18 protein-coding genes are annotated in these 20,861 nt (G+C 72.2%); 13 read left to right on the top strand and 5 right to left on the bottom strand.

All coding sequences use genetic code 11. From position 1 onward, the window contains the following. Positions 1-16: 16 nt before the first annotated feature. Positions 17-829: an N-formylglutamate deformylase gene (gene hutG, locus KB893_RS04795; protein ID WP_246505423.1), complete on the top strand. Its 813-nt coding sequence runs from the start codon at positions 17-19 to the stop codon at positions 827-829. Positions 830-836: 7 nt separating this feature from the next. Here hutG and KB893_RS04790 read toward each other — a convergent pair whose 3' ends face one another. The 3 genes from KB893_RS04790 to parE form a co-directional block, all read right to left on the bottom strand. Continuing rightward, positions 837-1,775: an AEC family transporter gene (locus KB893_RS04790; protein ID WP_211927693.1), complete on the bottom strand. Its 939-nt coding sequence runs from the start codon at positions 1,773-1,775 to the stop codon at positions 837-839. A gap of 64 nt (positions 1,776-1,839) precedes the next feature. After that, a complete protein-coding gene (locus KB893_RS04785) occupies positions 1,840-2,250 on the bottom strand; it encodes an NUDIX hydrolase (RefSeq protein WP_213173494.1) in 411 nt (136 codons plus the stop codon). A gap of 3 nt (positions 2,251-2,253) precedes the next feature. Next, the gene (gene parE, locus KB893_RS04780; RefSeq protein ID WP_213173493.1) at positions 2,254-4,143 is read right to left on the bottom strand and encodes a DNA topoisomerase IV subunit B; all 1,890 of its coding nucleotides are present in this window, start codon (positions 4,141-4,143) and stop codon (positions 2,254-2,256) included. Positions 4,144-4,314: 171 nt separating this feature from the next. On the opposite strand from parE, the gene pyrG reads away from it, so the two are divergent. From pyrG to KB893_RS04735, 9 genes are all read left to right on the top strand, one after another. Continuing rightward, the gene (pyrG, locus tag KB893_RS04775; protein ID WP_213173492.1) at positions 4,315-5,967 is read left to right on the top strand and encodes a CTP synthase; all 1,653 of its coding nucleotides are present in this window, start codon (positions 4,315-4,317) and stop codon (positions 5,965-5,967) included. 26 nt (positions 5,968-5,993) lie between these two features. Continuing rightward, positions 5,994-6,827 (top strand): 3-deoxy-8-phosphooctulonate synthase, encoded by an 834-nt coding sequence (gene kdsA / locus KB893_RS04770; RefSeq protein WP_211926552.1) that lies wholly within the window; start codon positions 5,994-5,996, stop codon positions 6,825-6,827. Between the two features lie 69 nt (positions 6,828-6,896). Further along, positions 6,897-8,183 (top strand): phosphopyruvate hydratase, encoded by a 1,287-nt coding sequence (gene eno, locus KB893_RS04765; RefSeq protein ID WP_213173491.1) that lies wholly within the window; start codon positions 6,897-6,899, stop codon positions 8,181-8,183. A gap of 36 nt (positions 8,184-8,219) precedes the next feature. Further along, on the top strand, positions 8,220-8,534 hold the full coding sequence (gene ftsB / locus KB893_RS04760; RefSeq protein ID WP_211926550.1) for a cell division protein FtsB: 315 nt from the start codon (positions 8,220-8,222) through the stop codon (positions 8,532-8,534). After that, positions 8,531-9,214, top strand: a complete 684-nt coding sequence (gene ispD / locus KB893_RS04755; RefSeq protein WP_338026857.1) for a 2-C-methyl-D-erythritol 4-phosphate cytidylyltransferase — start codon at positions 8,531-8,533, stop codon at positions 9,212-9,214. Before ftsB ends, ispD begins: the two co-directional genes overlap by 4 nt. 331 nt (positions 9,215-9,545) lie before the next feature. Next, on the top strand, positions 9,546-11,801 hold the full coding sequence (locus KB893_RS04750) for a TonB-dependent receptor (RefSeq protein ID WP_246505421.1): 2,256 nt from the start codon (positions 9,546-9,548) through the stop codon (positions 11,799-11,801). Between the two features lie 50 nt (positions 11,802-11,851). Continuing rightward, the gene (locus tag KB893_RS04745) at positions 11,852-13,453 is read left to right on the top strand and encodes a flavin monoamine oxidase family protein (RefSeq protein ID WP_211926549.1); all 1,602 of its coding nucleotides are present in this window, start codon (positions 11,852-11,854) and stop codon (positions 13,451-13,453) included. Next, on the top strand, positions 13,450-13,860 hold the full coding sequence (locus tag KB893_RS04740) for a c-type cytochrome (RefSeq protein WP_211926548.1): 411 nt from the start codon (positions 13,450-13,452) through the stop codon (positions 13,858-13,860). The genes KB893_RS04745 and KB893_RS04740 overlap by 4 nt, the downstream gene beginning before the upstream one ends. Before the next feature lie 53 nt (positions 13,861-13,913). Continuing rightward, the gene (locus KB893_RS04735; RefSeq protein ID WP_211926547.1) at positions 13,914-14,414 is read left to right on the top strand and encodes a RidA family protein; all 501 of its coding nucleotides are present in this window, start codon (positions 13,914-13,916) and stop codon (positions 14,412-14,414) included. Positions 14,415-14,424: 10 nt separating this feature from the next. On the opposite strand, the gene KB893_RS04730 is transcribed toward KB893_RS04735, so the two are convergent. Next, positions 14,425-17,133 (bottom strand): winged helix-turn-helix domain-containing protein, encoded by a 2,709-nt coding sequence (locus KB893_RS04730; protein WP_211926546.1) that lies wholly within the window; start codon positions 17,131-17,133, stop codon positions 14,425-14,427. A 188-nt stretch (positions 17,134-17,321) separates the two neighbouring features. Here KB893_RS04730 and ispF point away from each other — a divergent pair, with 188 nt between their 5' ends. The 3 genes from ispF (at position 17,322) to KB893_RS04715 (ending at position 19,162) form a co-directional block, all read left to right on the top strand. Then, complete coding sequence (gene ispF, locus KB893_RS04725) at positions 17,322-17,795, top strand: 2-C-methyl-D-erythritol 2,4-cyclodiphosphate synthase (protein ID WP_211926545.1); 474 nt, start codon at positions 17,322-17,324, stop codon at positions 17,793-17,795. Beyond that, positions 17,792-18,820, top strand: coding sequence for a tRNA pseudouridine(13) synthase TruD (gene truD / locus KB893_RS04720; protein WP_211926544.1), 1,029 nt, complete (start codon positions 17,792-17,794; stop codon positions 18,818-18,820). The genes ispF and truD overlap by 4 nt, the downstream gene beginning before the upstream one ends. Before the next feature lie 114 nt (positions 18,821-18,934). Then, positions 18,935-19,162 carry a hypothetical protein gene (locus KB893_RS04715; protein WP_211926543.1) on the top strand — a complete coding sequence of 76 codons (228 nt, stop codon included), beginning with the start codon at positions 18,935-18,937 and terminating at the stop codon, positions 19,160-19,162. 15 nt (positions 19,163-19,177) lie between these two features. Here the strand turns inward: KB893_RS04715 and KB893_RS04710 are convergent, their stop codons facing one another. Further along, positions 19,178-20,758: an OpgD/OpgG family glucan biosynthesis protein gene (locus tag KB893_RS04710; RefSeq protein ID WP_211926554.1), complete on the bottom strand. Its 1,581-nt coding sequence runs from the start codon at positions 20,756-20,758 to the stop codon at positions 19,178-19,180. Positions 20,759-20,861 lie beyond the last annotated feature (103 nt).

Raw genomic sequence — 20,861 nt, 5'->3', positions numbered from 1 at the left:
CCGGCTGCCGGCGCGCATGGCCTACCATGCCGCGATGGACCTGCAGACCGACACCGACACCTACACGCTGCATCGCGGCACCGCGCCGCTGCTGGTGAGCCTGCCGCACGACGGCACCCACGTGCCCGACGCCATCGCCGCGCGCCTCACCGATGCAGCGCGGCGGGTGCCGGACACCGACTGGCACGTCGCGCGGCTGTACGCCTTCGCGCGGGATCTCGGCGCTTCGGTGCTGGTGCCGCGCCATTCGCGCTACGTGATCGACCTCAACCGCGGCGAGGACGACGTCTCGCTGTATCCCGGCCAGAACACCACCGGCCTGTGCCCGCTGGTGCGGTTCTCCGGCGAGCCGGTCTACCGCAAGGGCCGCGTGCCGGACGAAGCCGAGGTGCGTTCGCGCGTGCAGCGCTACTGGCGGCCCTACCACGCCGCCCTGGCCGGCGAGCTGGCGCGCATCCGCAGCGCGCACGGGCGCGCGGTGCTGTGGGAAGGCCACAGCATCCGCGGCGAGGTGCCGTTCCTGTTCGACGGGCCGTTGCCCGACTTCAATCTCGGCACCGCGGCCGGGACGAGCTGCTCGCCGGCGCTGCAGAAGGCGCTGGAGGGCGTGCTCGCGGCCCAGGCCGACTACCGCTGGGTCGCCAACGGCCGTTTCAAGGGCGGCCACATCACCCGGCACTACGGACGCCCGGGCGAGGGCGTCGACGCGGTGCAGCTCGAACTCGCCCAGCGCACCTACATGGACGAGGACAGTTTCGCCTGGGACGCGGAGCGCGCCGCGCGGGTGCAGCCGCTGCTCCGCCGCCTGCTGGAGACGACGCTGGGCTGAAGGCGCTTCAGCCGCGCAGCAGGGTCAGGAACACCGGCGTGGTGAGCGCGGCGCCGGCGGTCGACAGCACCAGGCTGCTGGCAGTCGCGCCCTCGAGGGTGCCGAAGCGGCGCGACATCAGGTAGACGTTGGCGCCGCTGGCCATCGAGCCGAGCAGCACCACGACCCGGGTCTCGAGCGGCGGCAGCGCGATCGCCCACGCCAGTCCCCACACCACCAGCGGCAGGACCACGAGCTTGAGCGCGGCGATCGCCCCGCTGAGGCGCCACTGCGCGCCGATGCCGTACTCGGCCAGGCCCATGCCGAGCGCGACCAGCGCCATCGGCGTGGCGGTCTGGGCGAGGCGCGCGAGCGGGTCGTCGACCAGGTGCGGCAGCTCGAGTCCGGTCAGGCCGAAGACGGTGCCGGCGAGGATGGCCGCGATCAGGGGATTGCGCAGCACGCCGGCGAGGGTCCGGCGCAGGCCGGACCAGTCGGGACGGCCGCTGCGCGCCCACTCGATGGACACGGTCGCCAGCGTCCACAGGATCAGCGAGTTGAACACGATCACCAGCGCGACCGGGGTCAGCGCGCGTTCGCCCAGCGTGGCCTGCGCCACCGGCACGCCCAGCAGCAGGTTGTTGGAGAAGATCGCGCCCATCGCGAACACGGTCTGCGCGCTGCCGTCGAGCCCGAACACGCGCCAGGCGACGAGCCGCGCGAGGGCGAAGACCAGCAGGCAGCCGCCGAAGAAGGCCAGCAGCAGGCGCGCGTCGACCGGCGGGTGCCCGGCGAACCCGGCCATCAGCCGGAACAGCATCGCCGGCAGCGCGATCGAGAACACGAAGCGGGTCAGCGCCTCGCCGAGCGTGCGCGGCCAGCCGGCCCAGCGGATCAGCCCGTAGCCGAGCAGGATCAGTCCGAACAGCGGGACCGACAGCGCGAACTGCTGGACGAACAGGCTCACGGGACGGAGGCGCGTACCGACGGCATGGGGTGGCGCGACAGCATGCGCGCCCGCGACGGCACGATCACCCGCCGCTGCGCGCCAGCGGCAGCACGTGGCGCGCGCTCAGCGGCGCGATGGCCAGATCCCCCGTCGCGTCCGGGTCGACCCAGCGCAGCTCGGCGATCTCGGCCCGCGCGACCGGCGTCCCGACGAACTCGACCGCGTACACCTCGGCCTGCACCCGGCGCCCGCGCTCGTGCACGGCAGCGTCCTCGAACAGGCCGAGCCGGCGTGTGCTGCCGGGGCGGATCGCCACGCCCAGCTCCTCGTCGAGCTCGCGCGCCAGCGTCGCCAGCGCGTCCTCACCCGGTTCGCGCTTGCCGCCGGGCTGGATGAAGGTGCCGCTGCCGGCCTTGCGCACCAGCAGCACGCGGCCCTGCGCGTCGCGCACCAGGGCGGCGACGATGCGCACCGGCTCCGGCGCGGCCGTCACCGCTCAGACCTCCAGGGTCGCCATGTCGCCCTTGGCCTCGAGCCAGCCCTTGCGGTCGGAGGCGCGTTTCTTCGACAGCAGCATGTCCATCAGGCCGCGCGTCTCGATGTCGTCGTCGACGGTCAGCTGCACCAGGCGGCGGGTGTCGGGGTGCACGGTCGATTCGCGCAGCTGCGCCGGGTTCATCTCGCCCAGGCCCTTGAAGCGGGTGACCGCGACCTGGCCCTTCATCTTCTCGCGCTCGATGCGCTCCAGGATGACGCGCTTCTCTTCCTCGTCGAGCGCATAGAACACCTGCTTGCCCACGTCGACGCGGAACAGCGGCGGCATCGCCACGAACACGTGGCCGGCGGCGACCAGCGCCGGGAAGTGCTTCAGGAACAGCGCCGAGAGCAGGGTGGCGATGTGCAGGCCGTCGGAGTCGGCGTCGGCCAGCACGATGACCTTGCCGTAGCGCAGGCCGGTGATGTCGTCCCTGCCGGGATCGCAGCCGATCGCGACCGCGAGGTCGTGCACTTCCTGCGAGGCGAGCACGCTGCCGGACTCGACCTCCCAGGTGTTGAGGATCTTGCCGCGCAGCGGAAGGATCGCCTGGAAGTCCTTGTCGCGCGCCTGCCGCGCGCTGCCGCCGGCGGAGTCGCCCTCGACCAGGAACAGCTCGGTGCGCGAGAGGTCCTGGCTGATGCAGTCGGCGAGCTTGCCGGGCAGGGCGGGGCCCTGGGTGATCTTCTTGCGGACGACCTGCTTCTCGGTCTTGAGCCGCACCTGCGCGCGCTCGATCGCGAGCTGGGCGATGCGCGTGCCGAGTTCGACGTTCTGGTTCAGCCACAGCGAGAAGGCGTCGTGGGCGGCGCCCTCGACCACGCCGGCGGCCTGGCGCGAGGACAGGCGCTCCTTGGTCTGGCCCGAGAACTGCGGGTCGGTCATCTTCAGCGACAGCACGAAGGAGACCCGGTCCCACACGTCCTCCGGCGCCAGCTTGACCCCGCGCGGCAGCATGTTGCGGAAGTCGCAGAACTCGCGCAGCGCGTCGGTCACGCCCGAGCGCAGGCCGTTGACGTGGGTGCCGTGCTGCGCCGTGGGGATCAGGTTGACGTAGCTCTCCTGCACCAGCTCGCCGTCGGGAATCCACGCCAGCGCCCAGTCGACCACCTCGGTCTCGCGGGTCAGGTGGCCGAGGAACAGCTCCGGCGGCAGCAGTTCGCGGTCGGCGAGCTCGCCCAGGAGGTAGTCGCGCAGGCCGTTCTCGTAGTGCCACTCGCTGCGGTCGCCGGTGGCCTCGTCGAACAGGCGCACGGTCAGGCCCGGGCAGAGCACGGCCTTGGCGCGCAGCAGGTGGCGCAGCGGGCGCAGGGCGAACTTGGAGGTGTCGAAGTACTTCGGGTCCGGCCAGAAGCGCAGCCGGGTGCCGGTGTTCTTCCTGCCGACCGTGCCGACGACCGCCAGCGGCTCGGCCGGGTCGCCGTCGCGGAACAGCATGCGGTGCTCGCTGCCGCCGCGCTTGATGAACAGCTCGACCTTGCTCGACAGGGCGTTGACCACCGAAACGCCGACGCCGTGCAGGCCGCCGGAGAAGGTGTAGTTGCGGTTGGAGAACTTTCCGCCGGCGTGCAGGCGGGTCAGGATCAGCTCGACACCGGGGATCTTCTCCTCGGGGTGGATGTCGACCGGCATGCCGCGGCCGTCGTCGGCGACCTCGCAGGAGCCGTCGGCGAACAGGGTCACCTCGACCGTCCTGGCGTGGCCCGCGAGCGCCTCGTCGACCGAGTTGTCGATCACTTCCTGCGCCAGGTGGTTGGGGCGCGCGGTGTCGGTGTACATGCCCGGGCGCCGCTTGACCGGGTCGAGACCCGAGAGGACTTCGATGTCGGCGGCGTCGTAGCGGCTGGTCATGGGCGGTGCGGTGCGGATCGGGGGCGGCAGGATGGGGGCTCGGCGCGCGCCGGGCAAGCGGCCGGGGCCCCCGGGGGGGCGGCGGGACGGGCCCGCGGGGCGAATGTCGCGCGGCGGTCGCCGCGGCTGCCGGCAACCGGTAGAATGCCGCTTTCCGGCAACGCTGATTCCATGACTCCCCTGATCTTCGTCACCGGCGGCGTCGTGTCCTCCCTCGGGAAGGGCATCGCCGCGGCCTCGCTTGCGGCCATCCTCGAGTCGCGCGGGCTCAAGGTCACCCTCATGAAGCTCGATCCCTACATCAACGTGGATCCGGGCACCATGAGTCCCTTCCAGCACGGCGAGGTCTACGTCACCGACGACGGTGCCGAGACCGACCTCGACCTCGGCCACTACGAGCGCTTCGTGCGCACGCGGCTGACCCGCCGGCATTCGGTCACCACCGGTCGCATCTACGCCAACGTGATCCGCAAGGAGCGTCGCGGCGACTACCTCGGCGCGACGGTGCAGGTCATCCCGCACATCACCGACGAGATCAAGCGCCGCATCGACGTGGCCACCGCCGGCGCCGACATCGGCCTGGTCGAGATCGGCGGCACGGTCGGCGACATCGAGTCGCTGCCGTTCCTGGAGGCGATCCGCCAGATCCGCAGCGAGCGCGGTCCCGAGGCCTGCCTGTTCATGCACCTGACCCTGGTGCCCTACATCCAGGCCGCTGGCGAGCTGAAGACCAAGCCGACCCAGCACTCGGTCAAGGAACTGCGCTCGATCGGCATCCAGGCCGACATCCTGGTCTGCCGCAGCGAGCAGCCGCTGCCGGCCAGCGAGAAGCGCAAGATCGCGCTGTTCACCAACGTGCCCGAGAAGGCGGTGATCAATGCGGTCGACGTCGACACCATCTACAAGATCCCGGCCGGCCTGCACCAGCAGGGCCTGGACGACATCGTGCTCGAGCGCCTGCGCCTGACCGCGCCGAAGCCGGCCGACCTGGCGGACTGGGCCGAGGTCATCGATGCCGTCGAGCATCCCGTCGACGAGGTCACCATCGCCGTGGTCGGCAAGTACGTCGACCACGCCGACGCCTACAAGTCGATCGGCGAGGCGCTCAAGCACGGTGGCCTGCGCCAGCGCACGCGCGTGCGCCTGAAGTGGATCGAGTCCGAACAGGTGCAGCGCGACGGCACCGGCATCCTCGAGGGCGTGGACGCCATCCTGGTGCCGGGCGGGTTCGGCGACCGCGGCTTCGAGGGCAAGGTGCTGACCTCGCGCTTCGCGCGCGAGCGCAAGGTCCCGTACTTCGGCATCTGCTACGGCATGCAGGCGGCGGTGGTCGACGTGGCCCGCCACGCGGCGGGGCTGGAGGATGCCAACAGCACCGAGAACGACCGCCGCAGCCCGCATCCGGTGATCGGCCTGATCACCGAATGGCGCACCGCCAGCGGCGGCATCGAGCGCCGCGACGAGGCCTCCGACCTCGGCGGCACCATGCGCCTGGGCGCGCAGGAATGCCGCCTCGCCACCGGGACCCGCTCGCGCGAACTCTACGGCGCCGACATCGTCACCGAGCGCCACCGTCACCGCTACGAGTTCAACAACCACTACCTCGAGCGCCTCGAGGCCGCCGGCCTCACCATCGCCGGGCGCTCGGCCGACGAGTCGCTGGTGGAGATCGTGGAGATCGCCGACCACCCGTGGTTCGTGGCCTGCCAGTTCCATCCGGAGTTCACCTCGACCCCGCGCGACGGCCACCCGCTGTTCGTCGGCTTCGTGCGCGCCGCGCGCGAGCACAAGGCGGGCGGCGCGCTGCACGAGTCGGCGGCCTGAGGCCGCCGCCAGCACAGGAGCACAGCATGAAACTCTGCGGATTCGACATCGGCCTCGACCAGCCGCTGTTCCTCATCGCCGGTCCCTGCGTCATCGAGTCGATGCAGCTGCAGCTCGACGTCGCCGGCCGGCTCAGGGAGATCACCTCGGCGCTCAGGGTGAACTTCATCTTCAAGTCGTCCTTCGACAAGGCCAACCGCACCTCGGTGTCGGGCTTCCGCGGTCCGGGCATCGAGGAGGGGCTCAAGGTGCTGGCCGAGGTCAAGCGCCAGATCGGCGTGCCGGTGATCACCGACGTCCACGAGTACACGCCGATGGACGAGGTGGCGGCGGTCGTCGACGTGCTGCAGACCCCGGCCTTCCTGTGCCGCCAGACCGACTTCATCCAGAACGTGGCGAAGGCCGGCAAGCCGGTGAACATCAAGAAGGGCCAGTTCCTCTCGCCCTGGGAGATGAAGCACGTGGCCGAGAAGGCCAAGGCCACCGGCAACGCCGCCATCATGGTCTGCGAGCGCGGCGCGAGCTTCGGCTACAACAACCTGGTCTCCGACATGCGCAGCCTCGCGGTGATGCGCGACACCGGCTGCCCGGTGGTGTTCGACGCCACCCATTCGGTGCAGCTGCCCGGCGGCGCCGGCGGCAAGTCCGGCGGCCAGCGCGAGTTCGTGCCGGTGCTCTCGCGCGCGGCGGTCGCCGTCGGTGTGGCGGGGCTGTTCGCCGAGACCCACCCGGATCCGGCCAAGGCGCTCTCCGACGGCCCGAACGCATGGCCGCTCGACCGCATGCAGGCGCTGCTCGAGAACCTGATGGCGATCGACGCGATCACCAAGAAGAACGGCTTCCTCGAAGCCGACGTCTGACCCGGCGCCGGCGCGTCAGCCGCTCCGCAACGATCTTCCTTCCGTCTTTCCGCACAGGACCGCAGATCCATGACCACCATCACCGCCATCCTCGCCCGCGAGATCCTCGATTCCCGCGGCAATCCGACGCTCGAGGCCGAGGTCACGCTCGCCGATGGTTCCGTCGGCCGCGCCGCGGTGCCGTCCGGCGCCTCGACCGGCAGCAAGGAGGCGGTGGAGCTGCGCGACGGCGACAGGACCCGCTACCTCGGCAAGGGCGTGACCCGCGCGGTCGGCAACGTCAACGACGCCATCGCCACGGCGCTGAAGGGCTTCGACGCCCGGGACCAGGCCGGGCTCGACCGCAAGCTGATCGACCTCGACGGCACCGAGAACAAGGGCCGGCTGGGCGCCAATGCGCTGCTCGGCGTGTCGCTCGCCAACGCGCATGCGGTGGCGGCCTCGCGGAAGCTCCCGCTGTGGAATCACCTGGCCGGCGAGCGCGCGCCGGTGCTGCCGGTGCCGATGATGAACATCATCAACGGCGGCGCGCATGCCGACAACAACGTCGACCTGCAGGAGTTCATGGTGCTGCCGGTCGGCTTCGACCGCTTCGCCGAGGCGCTGCGCGCCGGCGCCGAGATCTTCCATGCGTTGAAGAGCGTGCTGAAGGCGCGCGGCCTGTCGACCGCCGTCGGCGACGAGGGTGGCTTCGCCCCCGACCTGCGCTCCAACGTCGAGGCGCTGGACACGATCATGGAGGCCATCGGCAAGGCCGGCTACAAGGCCGGCGACGACGTGCTGCTCGGCCTCGACGTGGCCAGCACCGAGTTCCATGAGAACGGCAAGTACCACCTGACCGGCGAGGGCAAGCGCCTGGGGTCCGACCAGTTCGTCGAGTTCCTGGCCGGCTGGTGCGCGGAGTACCCGATCGTCACCATCGAGGACGGCATGTCCGAGGACGACTGGGACGGCTGGAAGGCGCTCACCGACCGCCTCGGCGGCAAGGTGCAGCTGGTCGGCGACGACCTGTTCGTGACCAACCCGAAGATCTTCGCCCAGGGGATCGAGCGCGGCGTGGCCAACTCGATCCTGATCAAGGTCAACCAGATCGGCACGCTGACCGAGACCCTGGAGGCCATCGCCATGGCCGAGCGTGCGAAGTACTCGGCGGTGGTCTCGCACCGCTCCGGCGAGACCGAGGACACCACCATCGCCGACATCGCCGTGGCGACCACCGCCACCCAGATCAAAACCGGATCGCTGTGCCGTTCGGATCGCGTGGCCAAGTACAACCAGCTGCTGCGCATCGAGTCGGCGCTCGGCAGCGCGGCGCGCTACGCCGGCCGCAACGCCTTCCCGAACCTGGCACGCTGACCGGACTCCAGCGCTGCAACCGCCGGCCGCCCGCCCATGTTCCGCCTCATCGCGCTGTTGCTGGTCGCGCTTCTGGTGCTGCTCCAGGTCAAGTTCTGGGCGGGCGAGGGCGGCTGGCGGGAGGTGGAGGCGCTGGAGCAGTCGGTCGCCCGGCAGCGCGCGGAGAACGCCAGGCTCAAGCTGCGCAACGACGCGCTGTCGGCCGAGGTCGAGGATCTCAAGACCGGCGATGCCGCGATCGAGGAGCGTGCCCGTTCCGAGCTCGGCATGATCCGCCCGGGCGAGACCTTCTACCGCGTGGTCGAGGACGCGCCCGCGGCGCAGCCCGCCGACGGGGACGGCCGGCAGTGACCTGGGTGGTGGTGCCGGCCGCCGGGCGCGGCGCGCGCTTCGGCGGCGCCCTGCCCAAGCAGTACGTCGACCTCGGCGGCGCGCCGCTGATCCAGCGCACGCTCGAGCGGGTGCTGTCGCACCCGCGCATCGATGCGGCGATGGTGGCGCTGGCGCCGGACGATCCGCACTGGCCGCGCCTGCGCGAGGTCGTCGGCAAGCCCGTCTTCACCTGCTGGGGCGGCGACGAGCGCGCCGATTCGGTGCTGGCCGCGCTGCAGGCGCTGCCGGCGACGGTGATCGAGGACGATCCGGTGCTGGTGCACGATGCGGCGCGGCCCTGCGTGCGCCTGGCCGACCTCGACGCGCTGCTCGAGCGCGGCGCCGTGCATGCCGTCGGCGCGCTGCTCGCGGCGCCGGTGCGCGACACGCTCAAGCGCGCCACCGCGGCGACCACCGTGGCCGCGACCCAGCCGCGCGAGGACCTGTGGCGTGCGCTCACCCCGCAGCTGTTCCGCCGCGGCGGCCTCACCCGCGCCCTCGAGGCCGCGGCCCGTGCCGGCGTCGCCGTCACCGACGAGGCCATGGCGATGGAGCGCCTCGGCCTGGCCCCGCTGCTGGTCGAGGGCGCCGAGGACAACATCAAGGTCACCACGCCGGCGGACCTCGCCTTCGCCGAGTTCCTGTTGGCGCGCCACTGACGCGCGACCCTGCCCGCACCGGGTAGGTCCCCCTCCCGCCAGCACCTACCCGTCGGCCGGGCCTACCCGCCGGCGAGCGCCCGTCGGCGGCGCTTCTGGCTAAGGTCGTCATCGAACGGTCACACGCCTGCCAGGGACGCGGCGGCTTCCAGCGCCGCGCGGCGGTGACCGCAACCGATCGCCCCACATTGCGCGCCCACCGCGGCGACGCGCAGCGGACCGCTGCGGCCGTTCGCCCGTCGCTGCGGGCGTCGCCGCGACGGAGTGGGCAACCCCGCGCGTCCCGCCGGGACGCGTCCATGCGCCAGTGCTGAAACCGAGGAGAGCGACGATGCGGTTGAGGAAGCCCGATGCACGGATCCGGTTCTGCCTGATGGGAACGGTGCTGCCGGCACTGGTGGCGATCCCACCGGCGCTGGCCGAGGAGCCGCAGGCGATCGACAGCGGTTCCGCTGCGGAAGCGGGCGCGAACGGCGCTGCGGCGCGCCTGGACACGATCAGCGTGGTCGGGAGCGGCTCGACCCGCGCCACCGCGTCGATCTCGCAGGCGGAGATCCTCGCCGAGGCGCCGGGCATCTCGCCGCAGAACCTGCTCGGCGAGCTGCCCGGCGTGAACGTGCAGAGCACCGATCCCTATGGCCTCTACGAGTTCGGCGATGCCCTGCGCATCCGCGGCTTCAGCTCGGAACAGGTCGGCGTCACCCTCGACGGGATTCCGCTGGAGACCTCCGACGTGCGCGAGGGCGGACCGATCTCGCGCTACGTGCTGACCGAGAACCTGCTCGACGCCACCGTGTCCGCGGGCTCGGGCGACGTGACCCAGCCCTCCTACCACGCGCTCGGCGGCGCGATCCGCTACACCAGCGACGACCCGACCGGCGTGTGGGGCGGATCGGTTTCGCAGACGCTGGGCTCCGACGAATTCGTGCGCACCTTCGCGCGCATCGATACGCCGGAATGGTGGAGCGGTGGGCCGAGCGCCTATTTCTCGGCCGCGCGCACCCGCGGCACGCAGTGGGACAACAACGACGCCACGCTCGAGGCGGACCACTTCGAGATGAAGGTGCAGCAGGCGTGGGGCATGAACAGCCTCGCGCTTGCCTGGCGCTACAACAAGCGCGACGACCACGACTACCAGAGCTACAACCTCGACGGCTCGCTGTCCTGGGACCTCAACCCGACCGCCAGCGGCGATCCCGTGGCCGATGCCAGCTACGCCGGCAACTGGACCAACGGCCGCATCGATTCGCTGGTGAGCCTGCACGGGGACTTCCTGCTCGCCGACCGGATCAGGCTGCGCTTCGTGCCCTACGTCGAGAACAAGCGCGGCTACGGCTACGGCACCGCGACGCCCGATGGCGCGCTGACGCAGTACGAGAATGCGCTGGCCGGCGACCCCGACCGCACCGACATCGCCCTGCTCTCGCCGGGGCGCATGGCGAAGCGGCTGGAGGAGATCGATGGCGACCGCAAGGGCATCACCGGCAGCGTCGCCTGGGAAAGCGACCTCAACACGCTGGAGGTCGGCGGCTGGTACGAGAGCTACGAGTTCTCGCAGTACCGCCCGCTGTACAACCTCGACGAGGGCGGCGACATCCTCAAGGACCAGCCGTTCATCATCAACTACTACGACCGCAACTTCGACACCGAGGTCACCCAGGTGTTCGTCAAGGACACCCTGCGCCTGCTGGACGGGCGCATGCGCCTGGAGTTCGGTGCGAAGGGCCTGCAGGTCGAGCGCGATTTCGAGGGCATCGCCAACCTCGACGACTTCTATGCCAACACCACCCGCTCGACCCGGCGCGAGGACAGCGACTGGTTCCAGCCGCAGGCGGGCGTGAGCTTCGACCTCGGCGACGCCAGCCAGCTGTTCGCCAACTACGCCGAGAACTTCAGCGCCGCGCCGCGGCAGTCGCTGACCGCGGGCGGCGACACCCTGGCCACGCTCGCGCCGGAGGATTCCGAGAACGTCGACCTCGGCGTGCGCGTGGAGAACGGCGACTGGAGCGGCTACATCGCCGGTTACTGGATCGCCTACAACAACCGCATCATCGCGCTCAGCGATCCCGATCCCTACGTGGTCGACTCGACCGTGTACCAGAACGTCGGCGACGTCGAGACCTACGGCGTGGAGATCTCCGGCATGTGGCGGCCGGCCCCCGGCTGGCGCACCGGCGCGTCGCTGACGCTCAACCGCTCGGAGTTCCAGGACGACTACTACAACTCCGACGGCAGCCTGCGCGAGGTGGCGGGCAACGACGTGCCCGACCAGCCGGAGCTGATGTTCAACCTCAACGGCGGCTACAGCGGCGAGCACTTCTTCGCCAACCTCGAAGCCAAGTACACCGGCGACCGCTACGGCGACACCTTCAACACCGAGGAGGTGCCTTCGTCGGTCGTGGTCAACGGCAGCCTGGGCTACCAGGGCGGTCGCGATGGCCCGCTCGCCGGCGCGCGCCTGCAGCTGTCGGTCTACAACCTGACCGACACCGATCGCATCGGCTCGGTGTTCCCGAACGAGGACTACGGCTCCTACAACCTGCTGAGCCCCCGGTCCTGCTACGTGAGCCTGTCGTATGACTTCTGAGGCGACGGCTGCGGTGCGGTGCGACGTGTCCTTCCGGAGTCGGTGAACCCATGCACGAACCGTCCAGCGGCGTGACCCGTCGCCAGCTTCTGCAGCGCATCGGCCTGGCCGCCGGCGGCGCGATGATGTACCAGGCGATGGCCAGCCTCGGCTTCGCCGCCGAATCGAGCTACCGCGGGCCGGTCCGGCTCGAGGGCGATCCCCGCGGCGCCTCGGTGCTGGTGCTGGGCGCGGGCCTCGCCGGCATGACCGCCGCCTTCGAGCTGCGCAATGCCGGCTACCGGGTCCGGGTGCTCGAGTACAACGACCGGCCCGGCGGGCGCAACTGGAGCCTCCGCGGCGGCGACCGCTTCGTCGAGCTGGGCGGCGCCGAGCAGGTCTGCGGCTTCGACGACGGCCTCTACCTGAACCCGGGGCCGTGGCGCATCCCGCACCACCACCAGGGCGTGCTGTCCTACTGCAAGCGCTTCGGCATCGAGCTCGAGTCCTTCGTGCAGGTCAACTACAACGCCTACCTGCACAGCGCCGCGGCCTGGGACGGCGCGCCGCGGCGCTACCGCGAGGTCAACGCCGACTACCGCGGCGGCATCGCCGAGCTGCTGGCCAAGGCGACCCGGCAGGGCGGCCTGGACCAGCTGGTCAGCCGCGAGGACCAGGAGATCCTGCTGGAATCGTTGCGCAGCTGGGGCGCGCTCGACCGCAACTTCGCCTACGTCGAGGGCGAGGAGAGCAGCACCCGGCGCGGCTTCGCCCGCTATCCCGGAGGTGGCCTCTCCGGCCGGCCCGAGTTCTCCCGTCCCATCGCGCCGCCGGACCTGCTGCGGTCCAGGCTGTGGGCAGGCCTGGCCGCAGGCGAGAACTACGAGATGCAGACGACCATGTTCCAGCCCAAGGGCGGCATGGACCGGATCGGCAGGGCATTCGCGCAGCGCCTGGGCGAGACGATCCGCTACCGCGCGCAGGTAAGCGGGATCCACCAGGACGCCGATGGCGTCAGCGTGACCTGGGAGGACCTCGCCCACGGCGGCGAAGCACGCACCGAGCGCGCGGACTGGTGCATCTGCACCATTCCGCTGTCGGTGCTCAACCGCATCCCGATGAACGTCGGGACGGAGATGGCCACCGCCATCGGCATGGTGCCGTATGCCTCGTCGGTCAAGGTCGGCCTGCAGTTCAGGCGCCGGTTCTGGGAGGAGGACGAGCAGATCTATGGCGGCATCACCTACACCGACCTGCCGATCGGCGTGATCGGCTATCCCAGCACCGGCTACCACAGTCCCGGCAAGGGCGTGCTCCTCGGTGCCTACATGTGGGGGCTGGAAAGCTTCGAGATGACCTCGATGGATCCCGCACAGCGCGTACGCCAGGCGCTGGAGGACGGCGCGCGCATCCACCCGCAGTATCCGCGGGAATTCGACAACGGCATCGCGGTCGGCTGGCACCGGGTGCCGTTCACCCACGGCTGCTTCGGCATGTGGACCGAGGAGCGCCGCGCGGAGCACTACGAGAACCTGTGCCGGATCGACGGTCGCATCGCCCTGGCCGGCGAACACGTCTCCTACATCCCGGCGTGGCAGGAGGGTGCGGTCCTGTCGGCGCACGACGTGATCGGCCGCCTGCACCGCCGGGTGATAAGCGGGGGGACGGCATGAACGTGCGCCTACATCCGGGTCGCCTGCTGCTGGCGCTCGCCGTGGCGCTGCCTGCGGGTCTGGCGCACGCGCAGTCGTCCGACGCGACGCCGACCTTCATCCGCCAGGACGCTTTCGCCGGAGCGTCCGGTGAAACCGTCTACGGCGTGATCTGCCGGGGCTGCCACATGGCCGACGGCGGCGGAGCCACCGGCGCCGGCAGCTACCCGGCGCTGCGCGGCAATCCCGCCCTCACCGGAAGCGCCTACGTCGCGATCACCGTGCTCCAGGGGCGTGGCGGCATGCCCGGGTTCGGCGAAATGCTGAGCGACGAGCAGGTCGCCGGCGTGGTGGAGTACGTCCGCCACCACCTGGGCAACGACTTCCCCGGCGCCATCACCGCCGAGGAGGTCGCCCGGCTGCGGTGAACCGTCACCGCGGCTTCCTCGTCCTTCCGTTCCACCACCAGGGTCTCCCCGCCATGCATATCTCCCATCGCATCCTCTCCGGCCTCGTCTTCGCCGCGGCGTCCGCGTCGGCGCAGGCCGAGGACGTCGTCCGCCACGGCATCCCCGGCAGCGACTTCCCGATCGCCGCCGCCGTCGAGGTGCCCGCCGGCAGGACGACCGTCTACCTCAGCGGCAAGGTGCCGTCGGTGGTGAACCCGGAGGCGCCGAGGGACAGCCTGGAGGCGTACGGCGACACCGAGCGCCAGACCGTCAGCGTGCTCACCTCGATCAGGGAGCAGCTCGAGGGCCTCGGACTGGGCATGGGCGACGTGGTCAAGATGCAGGTGTTCCTGGTCGGCGGTCCCGAGAACGACGGCCGGCTCGACTTCGCCGGCTTCATGAAGGGCTACACGCAGTTCTTCGGCAAGGAGGCGGAGCAGCCCCGGCTGCCGGCGCGTTCGGCATTCCAGATCGCCGGGTTGGCGAACCCCGGCTATCGCGTGGAGATCGAGGTGATCGCGGTCCGGCCCTGACCTCCGCGCGTTAGTCGCGGCACGGCAGGCCGTGCCGCGGCGCGTTCGCCTGGCCGCGGCCGGCGTCTGCGGCGGCGGGAGCCGGCTGCGTCAGCCCGAGTTCGCGGCCGCGCTCGACCGCTTCGGCGCGGGTGCCGGCGCCGAGCTTGCGGAAGAGGTTCTTGAGGTGGAACTTCACCGTGTTCTCGGACAGGTTGAGCCGCCGCGCGATCGCCTTGTTCGACCGGCAGGGCGCGAGCAGGGCCAGCACGTCCAGTTCGCGCTCGCTGAAGTCGGCGTCCTGGCGGCCCGCCCACCAGGGATGCGCGAGCAGCTGGCGGATCGCGGCGGCGCGCGCCGCGCCCTCGCCGCCGCCATGCTGCCGGACCAGGCGCAGCAGGCTCTTGGCCGGCGCGCCCAGCCCCAAAACCACCTGCAGCGCGCCGTCGACGGCCACCCGGTCGAGCAGCGAGCCTGCCAGCGCGAGCGCCGCGTGCTGCTCGCCGCGCTGCTGCAGGAGCAGCGCGCGCGCCGCGGCCGTCGCCTGCTCCGCCAGGGTCTCCGGCGGACGCCCCGCCGGCGCCAGTGCATCCAGGATCTCCAGCGCACGCGCACCGCGGCCGCTGGACTGGTGCCAGCGCGCCAGGGCACGCCCCAGCGCATGCGCCTGCCGCCAGGCCTGCGGCTGCGCACGGATGTGCGCGAACTCGGACTCCACGTCGGCCTGCACGATCAGCCGGTGCGCCGACGCCGCCGCATGGTCGAGAAGGATGTCGATCCGCCACGCCATCGCCAGGCCGGCGAGCCGCGCCAGACGGCGGCTCCCGGCGAGGGCCGCGGCCCGCTCCGCCAGCGCCAGCGCCGCTGCCGGATCGCCGCGGTGACGGGCCATCGCGATCGCCGCCTCGAAGCCGTCCGCATAGATGTCCACCCATCCCGCCGCCGCCTCGAGCCGGAGCAGCGCAGCCTCCAGCCGCAGTGCGCCCGCCGCCGACGGCGGCTCGCCGCGCAGCAGTTCAAGGCGCGCCTCGATGCACGCGAGCGCCGCCGGCAGGGAGGTCTCCGACGCCGGCAGCCCGGCGAGCCCATGTCGCGCCTGCGCCAGCGCAAGTCGCGCATGCTCGGTCTGCCCGCGATGCAAGCGGCTCAGCGCCTGCTGCACGAGCGCGTGGGCGACGCCGACCGCGTGGCCGCGACGCTCCAGCGCCTCCTGCGCGTCGCGCGCACGGTCGCCGGCCTCGGCGAACGCGCCGCGCGCAGTGCAGGCGGCGGCGCAGGCGGCGAGCAGGAGCCCGCGGCCGACGTCGTCGTCGGCATCCATGGCCGCCGCCTGCGAGCGCAGGCCGGCGACGGCGCCGGGATTGTCGGCCACCTCGTCCATCAGTACCCGCAACAGCGCCACGACCAGGGCGTAGCCGCGCTGCAGGCGCGCAGGCAGGTGGTCCGCAGCATCGCGCACGCTCTCCAGCAGCGCCTGCGCCGGCGGGAACTGGCCGAGGCTGCTGTGCACGCAGGCCTGGGCCAGCGCGAGGTCGGGCAGCACGCGGACGCGGCGCCGGTCGAAGGGGCGCAGCAGCGCCTGCAGGCTGGCGACCCCGCGGACCAGGGCCACCTCCCAGCCGCCGGCATCCACGAACAGCGCGAGGGCGAGCGACTCGTCCCCCGCCGCGAGCGCATGCGCCAATGCCGACGCGGCGTCGCCCTCGGCGCCCAGACAGGTGGCCGCCGCCCGGTGCAGGCGGCCGCGCATGGCGGCGGGCAGCGCGTCGAAGCGCCGGCGCAGGTGGACGGCGAACAGGGGGTGGTGGCGGTAGCCGTGTGCAGCGCCATCGTCGACCAGGAGCAGGCCGCGCAGCGGCGCGAGGCGCTCGAGCAGGGCGACGCTGTCGTCGCGGCCACGTATCTGGTCGGCGAGGCGGCCGTCGATGCGCGCGAGCATCGCGGTCTCCACCAGGAGGTCGCGCAGCGCCGGCTCGAGCGACGCCAGGACCTCCTCGTCCAGGTAGGCAGCGAGCGCCTCCGACCGCGCCGCGAATCCCATGACGGCGGGGGCGCCGTCCGCCCGCTCCGCGTCGAGCCATGCCCGCGCCAGCCGCACCGCGACCGGCCAGCCCAGGGTGAGCTGGTGCACCGCCGCGGCGGTTTCCGCATCGTACGCAGGACCGAGCGCGCGACGCGTCTCGTCCGCATCGAACGCGAGCGCGGCGGCGTCGATGCGCTCGGCCAGCCCGCGGACCCAGAGGTGGGCCAGGGGCAGCGCGGGCGCGCCGGCGGACGCGACCACCGTGCGCAGCCGTCGTCCACAGTGGCGGACCAGGCGCATGAGCAGCGCATGCACGTCGCCATGCGCGACGCGGTCGTAATCGTCCAGCACCAGCGCCACCGTCCCCTGCGTGGCGGCGATCGCCAGCGCGGCGGCATCGACGAGCGCCTCGCCGTGGGCGTCGGCGGGAAGCGCAGGCACATCGAGGCCGGCGTGCGCCAGCGCGGCCAGAAGCATGCGGGCGAACCGCTCCGGGTCGGCATCGACGCGGTCCAGCGACAGCCATGCGAACGGTGTGCGCCGTTCCCGCGACTGCTCCTGCCATTGCCGCAGCACCGCAGTCTTGCCGTATCCGGGCGGGGCGACCAGCAGCGTCAGCAGCGCGGTCGATGCGTCGAGCTCGGCGAGCAGGCAGCGACGCGGCAGCGTGGCGGCGGCATCCGGCGGTGGGTGCAGGCGGACCCCGGCCAGCGCCATCGGTGCGCATCGCGTGCAGGAAACAACCGGCAGCGGGCTCGGGCGCATGGCCTGGCGATGCGGTCCTGGGGGGCGTCGCAGCACGATAGCGCGGTCGTGCTGCGCTGCAACAGCCCTGTCCGTATGCGTTGGGCGGCGCCGCCGCGCTCCCGTATCCTTGCGCGCCCTTCAGCAGGAGCAATGTCGCCATGCGTATCGGCCAGGGCTACGACGTCCACGCCTTCGGCGAGGGCGATCACCTGATGCTCGGCGGCGTGCGCGTGCCGCACAGCCAGGGCGTGGTCGCGCATTCGGATGGCGACGTCGTCCTGCATGCGCTCTGCGACGCCCTGCTCGGGGCGCTGGCGCTGGGCGACATCGGCGTGCACTTCCCCCCGTCGGACATGCGCTGGAAGGACGCCGACAGCCGCATGCTGCTGCGCCACTGCCGCGGGCTGGTCGCCGAGCGCGGCTGGCGGGTCGGCAACTGCGACATCACCGTGGTCTGCGAACGGCCGAAGGTCGGGCCGCATGCGCCGGCGATGCGCGCGCACGTCGCCGCGGACCTGGGCATCGACATCGACGCGGTGAGCGTCAAGGCCACCACCAGCGAACGCCTCGGGTTCACCGGCCGCGGCGAAGGCATCGCGGCGATGGCGGTCGCCCTGCTGGAGCGCGCATGAGCGCGGTGCCGCGCGCGTTCGGGGCAGACGTCCTGGGCGCGCGGATCCGCTGTACGCCGGAGGACTTCCGGGTCGACGAGGTCGACGCCTTCGCCGCCACGGGCGAGGGCGAGCACCTGCTGCTGACGATCGAGAAGCGCGGCATGACCACCGCCTTCGCTGCGAAGCGGATCGCGCAGTGGGCGGGCGTGGGCGAGGTCGCGATCGGCTACGCCGGCCTCAAGGACCGCCACGCGGTGACCCGCCAGCGCATCAGCGTGCACCTGCCGAAGCGCGTGGCGCCGGAGCTGGCCGCGCTCGAGGCGGAGGACCTGCGCGTGGTCGAGGCCACGTGGCACAACCGCAAGCTGCCGCGCGGCGCGCTCGCCGGCAACCGCTTCTCGCTGCTGCTGCGCGAGGTGCGCGGCGAGCGCGCCACCGTCGACGCGCGCCTCGCCGAGATCGCGCGCCGCGGTGCGCCCAACGCCTTCGGCGAGCAGCGTTTCGGCCGCGAGGCCGGCAACCTCGCGCAGGCGCTGCGGATGTTCGCCGGCGCGCGGGTCAAGCGCGAGCAGCGCGGCATCCTGCTGTCGGCGGCGCGCTCGGCGCTGTTCAACCGCGTGCTCGCGGCGCGGGTGGCCGACGGCAGCTGGGACCGCGGCCTGGCGGGCGAGGTGTGGATGCTCGACGGCAGCCACAGCGTGTTCGGCCCCGAGGACCCGGATGCGGCGCTCGCCGCGCGCGCCGCCGCGCTCGACATCCATCCGACCGGCGTGCTCTGGGGCCGCGGCGAGCCGCGCCCGGTCGCCGCCGCGCGCGCGCTCGAGGAGGCGGTGCTCGCCGACGAGGAGGCCCTCGCGCTGCGCGCCGGGCTCGAGGCCGCCGGCCTGCGCCAGGAACGGCGCGCGCTGCGCATGCGGGTGACCGATCTGTGCGGGGAGTGGGTGGAGGAGGGGCTGCGGATCGGCTTCGCGCTGCCCCCGGGAGCCTATGCCACCACGGTCCTGGCCCAGCTGGGCGCCGTCGAGGATGCGGCGCGGGCCTGACCCGACCGCCGCTCGTCGGAACCGACCGACGGCAGGGGGCGGGCCGCTGCGGCGGGCGTAGATTCGGAGCGTGGCGGTGCGACCGTCGCGCCGCCGTGCCGAGGAGAAGCCGTCATGTCCGTCCTGCGTGTGTCGTGCGCCGTCGCTGTCGTGGTTCTCGCTCTTCCCCTCCTGTCCGCCTGTGCCGGCGGTCCGCAGACGCGCCCGGTGGCGCAGTCGAACTTCTCCAACGACCAGGCCTATATCGCCCGCGTCGAACAGATCGCCACGCGGCGCGGCATCCGCGTCGAGTGGGTCAATCCCCCGGCGCAGAAGACCGCGACGCTCGCCTCGGTCGACTGAGCCGCTTGCCCGCCCTCAGCCCGCCCCGGCCCCCTCCGGCGGCGGGCTGAACTGGTACAGCCAGGTCTCGCTGAGCGGCTGCCCGCCCGCGCGCAGGAACATGCGCACGGTGATCTGCTCGCGACGCCCCGGGTCCGGCACGAGATCGAACATCACCCGGTAGCCGTCGATCGCATCGAGCGGGCGCGCCGAGACGGTCTCCACCCGGCCGCCGTCCAGCGTGATCACCGGCTCCACCGGCGTGTCGCGGGTGAGCAGGGCCAGGTCGCCGCCCGCCAGGTCGACGGCGAAGCGCCTGGAGTAGTAGGTGCGCTCAACGCCGATCACTCCGCCGATGCCGGTGCGCGTCGCCACCGCCTGCGCCAGCGGTGGCTCGGCCGGAGTGCGGCCGCCCCAGTGCATCCGATAGGCGTAGAGCAGCTCCTCGCCGCCGGTCACCGGGGCGGCCGGGTTCCAGAACGCGACGATGTTGTCGAGCGTCTCGTCGGGCGTCGGGATCTCCACGAGCTGCACCGAGCCCGCGCCCCAGTCGCCGCGCGGCTCGATCCAGAGGCTGGGCCGGCGGTCGTAGAAGACCCCGTCGTCCTGGTAATGGTCGAAGTCGCGATCGCGCTGCAGCAGCCCGAAGCCGCGCGGGCCGGTATCGGCGAAGGCGTTGAAGCGCAGCTCGCGCGGGTTGACCAGCGGTCGCCAGATCCACTCGCCGGCGCCGGTGTGCATGGCCAGCCCGTCGCTGTCGTGGATCTCGGGTCGCCAGTCGTTGGCCATGCGCCGATCGTTCTCGCCGGCCTGGTACATGCTCGTCAGCGGCGCGATGCCCAGGCGCTCGATCGACCGTCGCGGGTAGAGCGCGGCGTCGACGTCCATCGTCAGCGTGGCCCCGGGGGTGATCGCGAACCGGTAGGCGCCGGCGATGCTCGGCGAGTCGAGCAGGGCGTGGACGACCAGGGTGCGGGAGCCGGGCGCGGGCCGCTCCAGGTAGAACTCGGTGAACTCCGGAAATTCCTCGTCGCGCGGCAGCCCGGTGTCCACCGCCAGCCCGCGCGCCGACAGACCGTATTGCCACTCGCCGCCCACTGCGCGGAAGTAGCTGGCGCCGAGGAAGGCGACGACGTCGCGGACGGGATCGGTGTGCAGGTTGACGCGGAAGCCGGCGAAGCCGAGGTCGTCGGGCAGGGCGGTGCGGTCGAGGCCGCTGCTGCCGTAGTCGAACATGCCGGGTCCGTAGGCGAGCTCGCGCGCGCGGCCGGCGGCGACCTCGAAGATCCGCACCGGGCGGGTGAAGCCGCGGCCGAGGTGGAAGAACTGCGCGCGCACGTGCAGCCCCGCGTCGGCCCACAACGCATGCGCGCGGTCGTAGTGGATCGACTGGTAGGCGTCCCAGCTCATGTCGCGCATGGCCTGGGTGATCCGGGTGGGGCGCTGCCGGAAGGGCGCCTGCGCCAGGGCGCGGGCGCGGCCCTTGAGCGCGGCGTGGTCGAAGGCGACGCCGTCGTCGCGGAAACGCAGGCTGGCGTCCGCCTCCTGCGCATGCGCGGGAAGCTGCAGGAAGGCGAGCAGGGCGGCGGAGGCTTGCAGGAAGTCGCGACGTCGCATCGGCATCGGGCGGGGGTCCAGGGGAAGTGCGCCGCATCATCGGTGCGGGCGGGCGGGGGGGGCGGGCGAAGTGGGGATGCGGCGGCAGCGCCCGCGCCGCAGC

The sequence above is a fragment of the Coralloluteibacterium stylophorae genome (assembly GCF_018122625.2).
GTDB classification, from domain to species: Bacteria; Pseudomonadota; Gammaproteobacteria; order Xanthomonadales; family Xanthomonadaceae; genus Coralloluteibacterium; species Coralloluteibacterium stylophorae.
The sequence above is the reverse complement of the archived record's forward strand: the minus strand, read 5'-3'. Positions and strand labels throughout refer to the sequence as shown.

Coding starts and splice junctions, on each gene's coding strand:
- hutG (WP_246505423.1), top strand. CDS start 17: ATGGCCTACCATGCCGCGATGGACCTGCAGACCGACACCGACACCTAC.
- parE (WP_213173493.1), bottom strand. CDS start 4,143: ATGACCAGCCGCTACGACGCCGCCGACATCGAAGTCCTCTCGGGTCTC.
- pyrG (WP_213173492.1), top strand. CDS start 4,315: ATGACTCCCCTGATCTTCGTCACCGGCGGCGTCGTGTCCTCCCTCGGG.
- kdsA (WP_211926552.1), top strand. CDS start 5,994: ATGAAACTCTGCGGATTCGACATCGGCCTCGACCAGCCGCTGTTCCTC.
- eno (WP_213173491.1), top strand. CDS start 6,897: ATGACCACCATCACCGCCATCCTCGCCCGCGAGATCCTCGATTCCCGC.
- ftsB (WP_211926550.1), top strand. CDS start 8,220: ATGTTCCGCCTCATCGCGCTGTTGCTGGTCGCGCTTCTGGTGCTGCTC.
- KB893_RS04750 (WP_246505421.1), top strand. CDS start 9,546: ATGCGGTTGAGGAAGCCCGATGCACGGATCCGGTTCTGCCTGATGGGA.
- KB893_RS04745 (WP_211926549.1), top strand. CDS start 11,852: ATGCACGAACCGTCCAGCGGCGTGACCCGTCGCCAGCTTCTGCAGCGC.
- KB893_RS04740 (WP_211926548.1), top strand. CDS start 13,450: ATGAACGTGCGCCTACATCCGGGTCGCCTGCTGCTGGCGCTCGCCGTG.
- KB893_RS04735 (WP_211926547.1), top strand. CDS start 13,914: ATGCATATCTCCCATCGCATCCTCTCCGGCCTCGTCTTCGCCGCGGCG.
- KB893_RS04730 (WP_211926546.1), bottom strand. CDS start 17,133: ATGGCGCTGGCCGGGGTCCGCCTGCACCCACCGCCGGATGCCGCCGCC.
- ispF (WP_211926545.1), top strand. CDS start 17,322: ATGCGTATCGGCCAGGGCTACGACGTCCACGCCTTCGGCGAGGGCGAT.
- truD (WP_211926544.1), top strand. CDS start 17,792: ATGAGCGCGGTGCCGCGCGCGTTCGGGGCAGACGTCCTGGGCGCGCGG.
- KB893_RS04715 (WP_211926543.1), top strand. CDS start 18,935: ATGTCCGTCCTGCGTGTGTCGTGCGCCGTCGCTGTCGTGGTTCTCGCT.
- KB893_RS04710 (WP_211926554.1), bottom strand. CDS start 20,758: ATGCGACGTCGCGACTTCCTGCAAGCCTCCGCCGCCCTGCTCGCCTTC.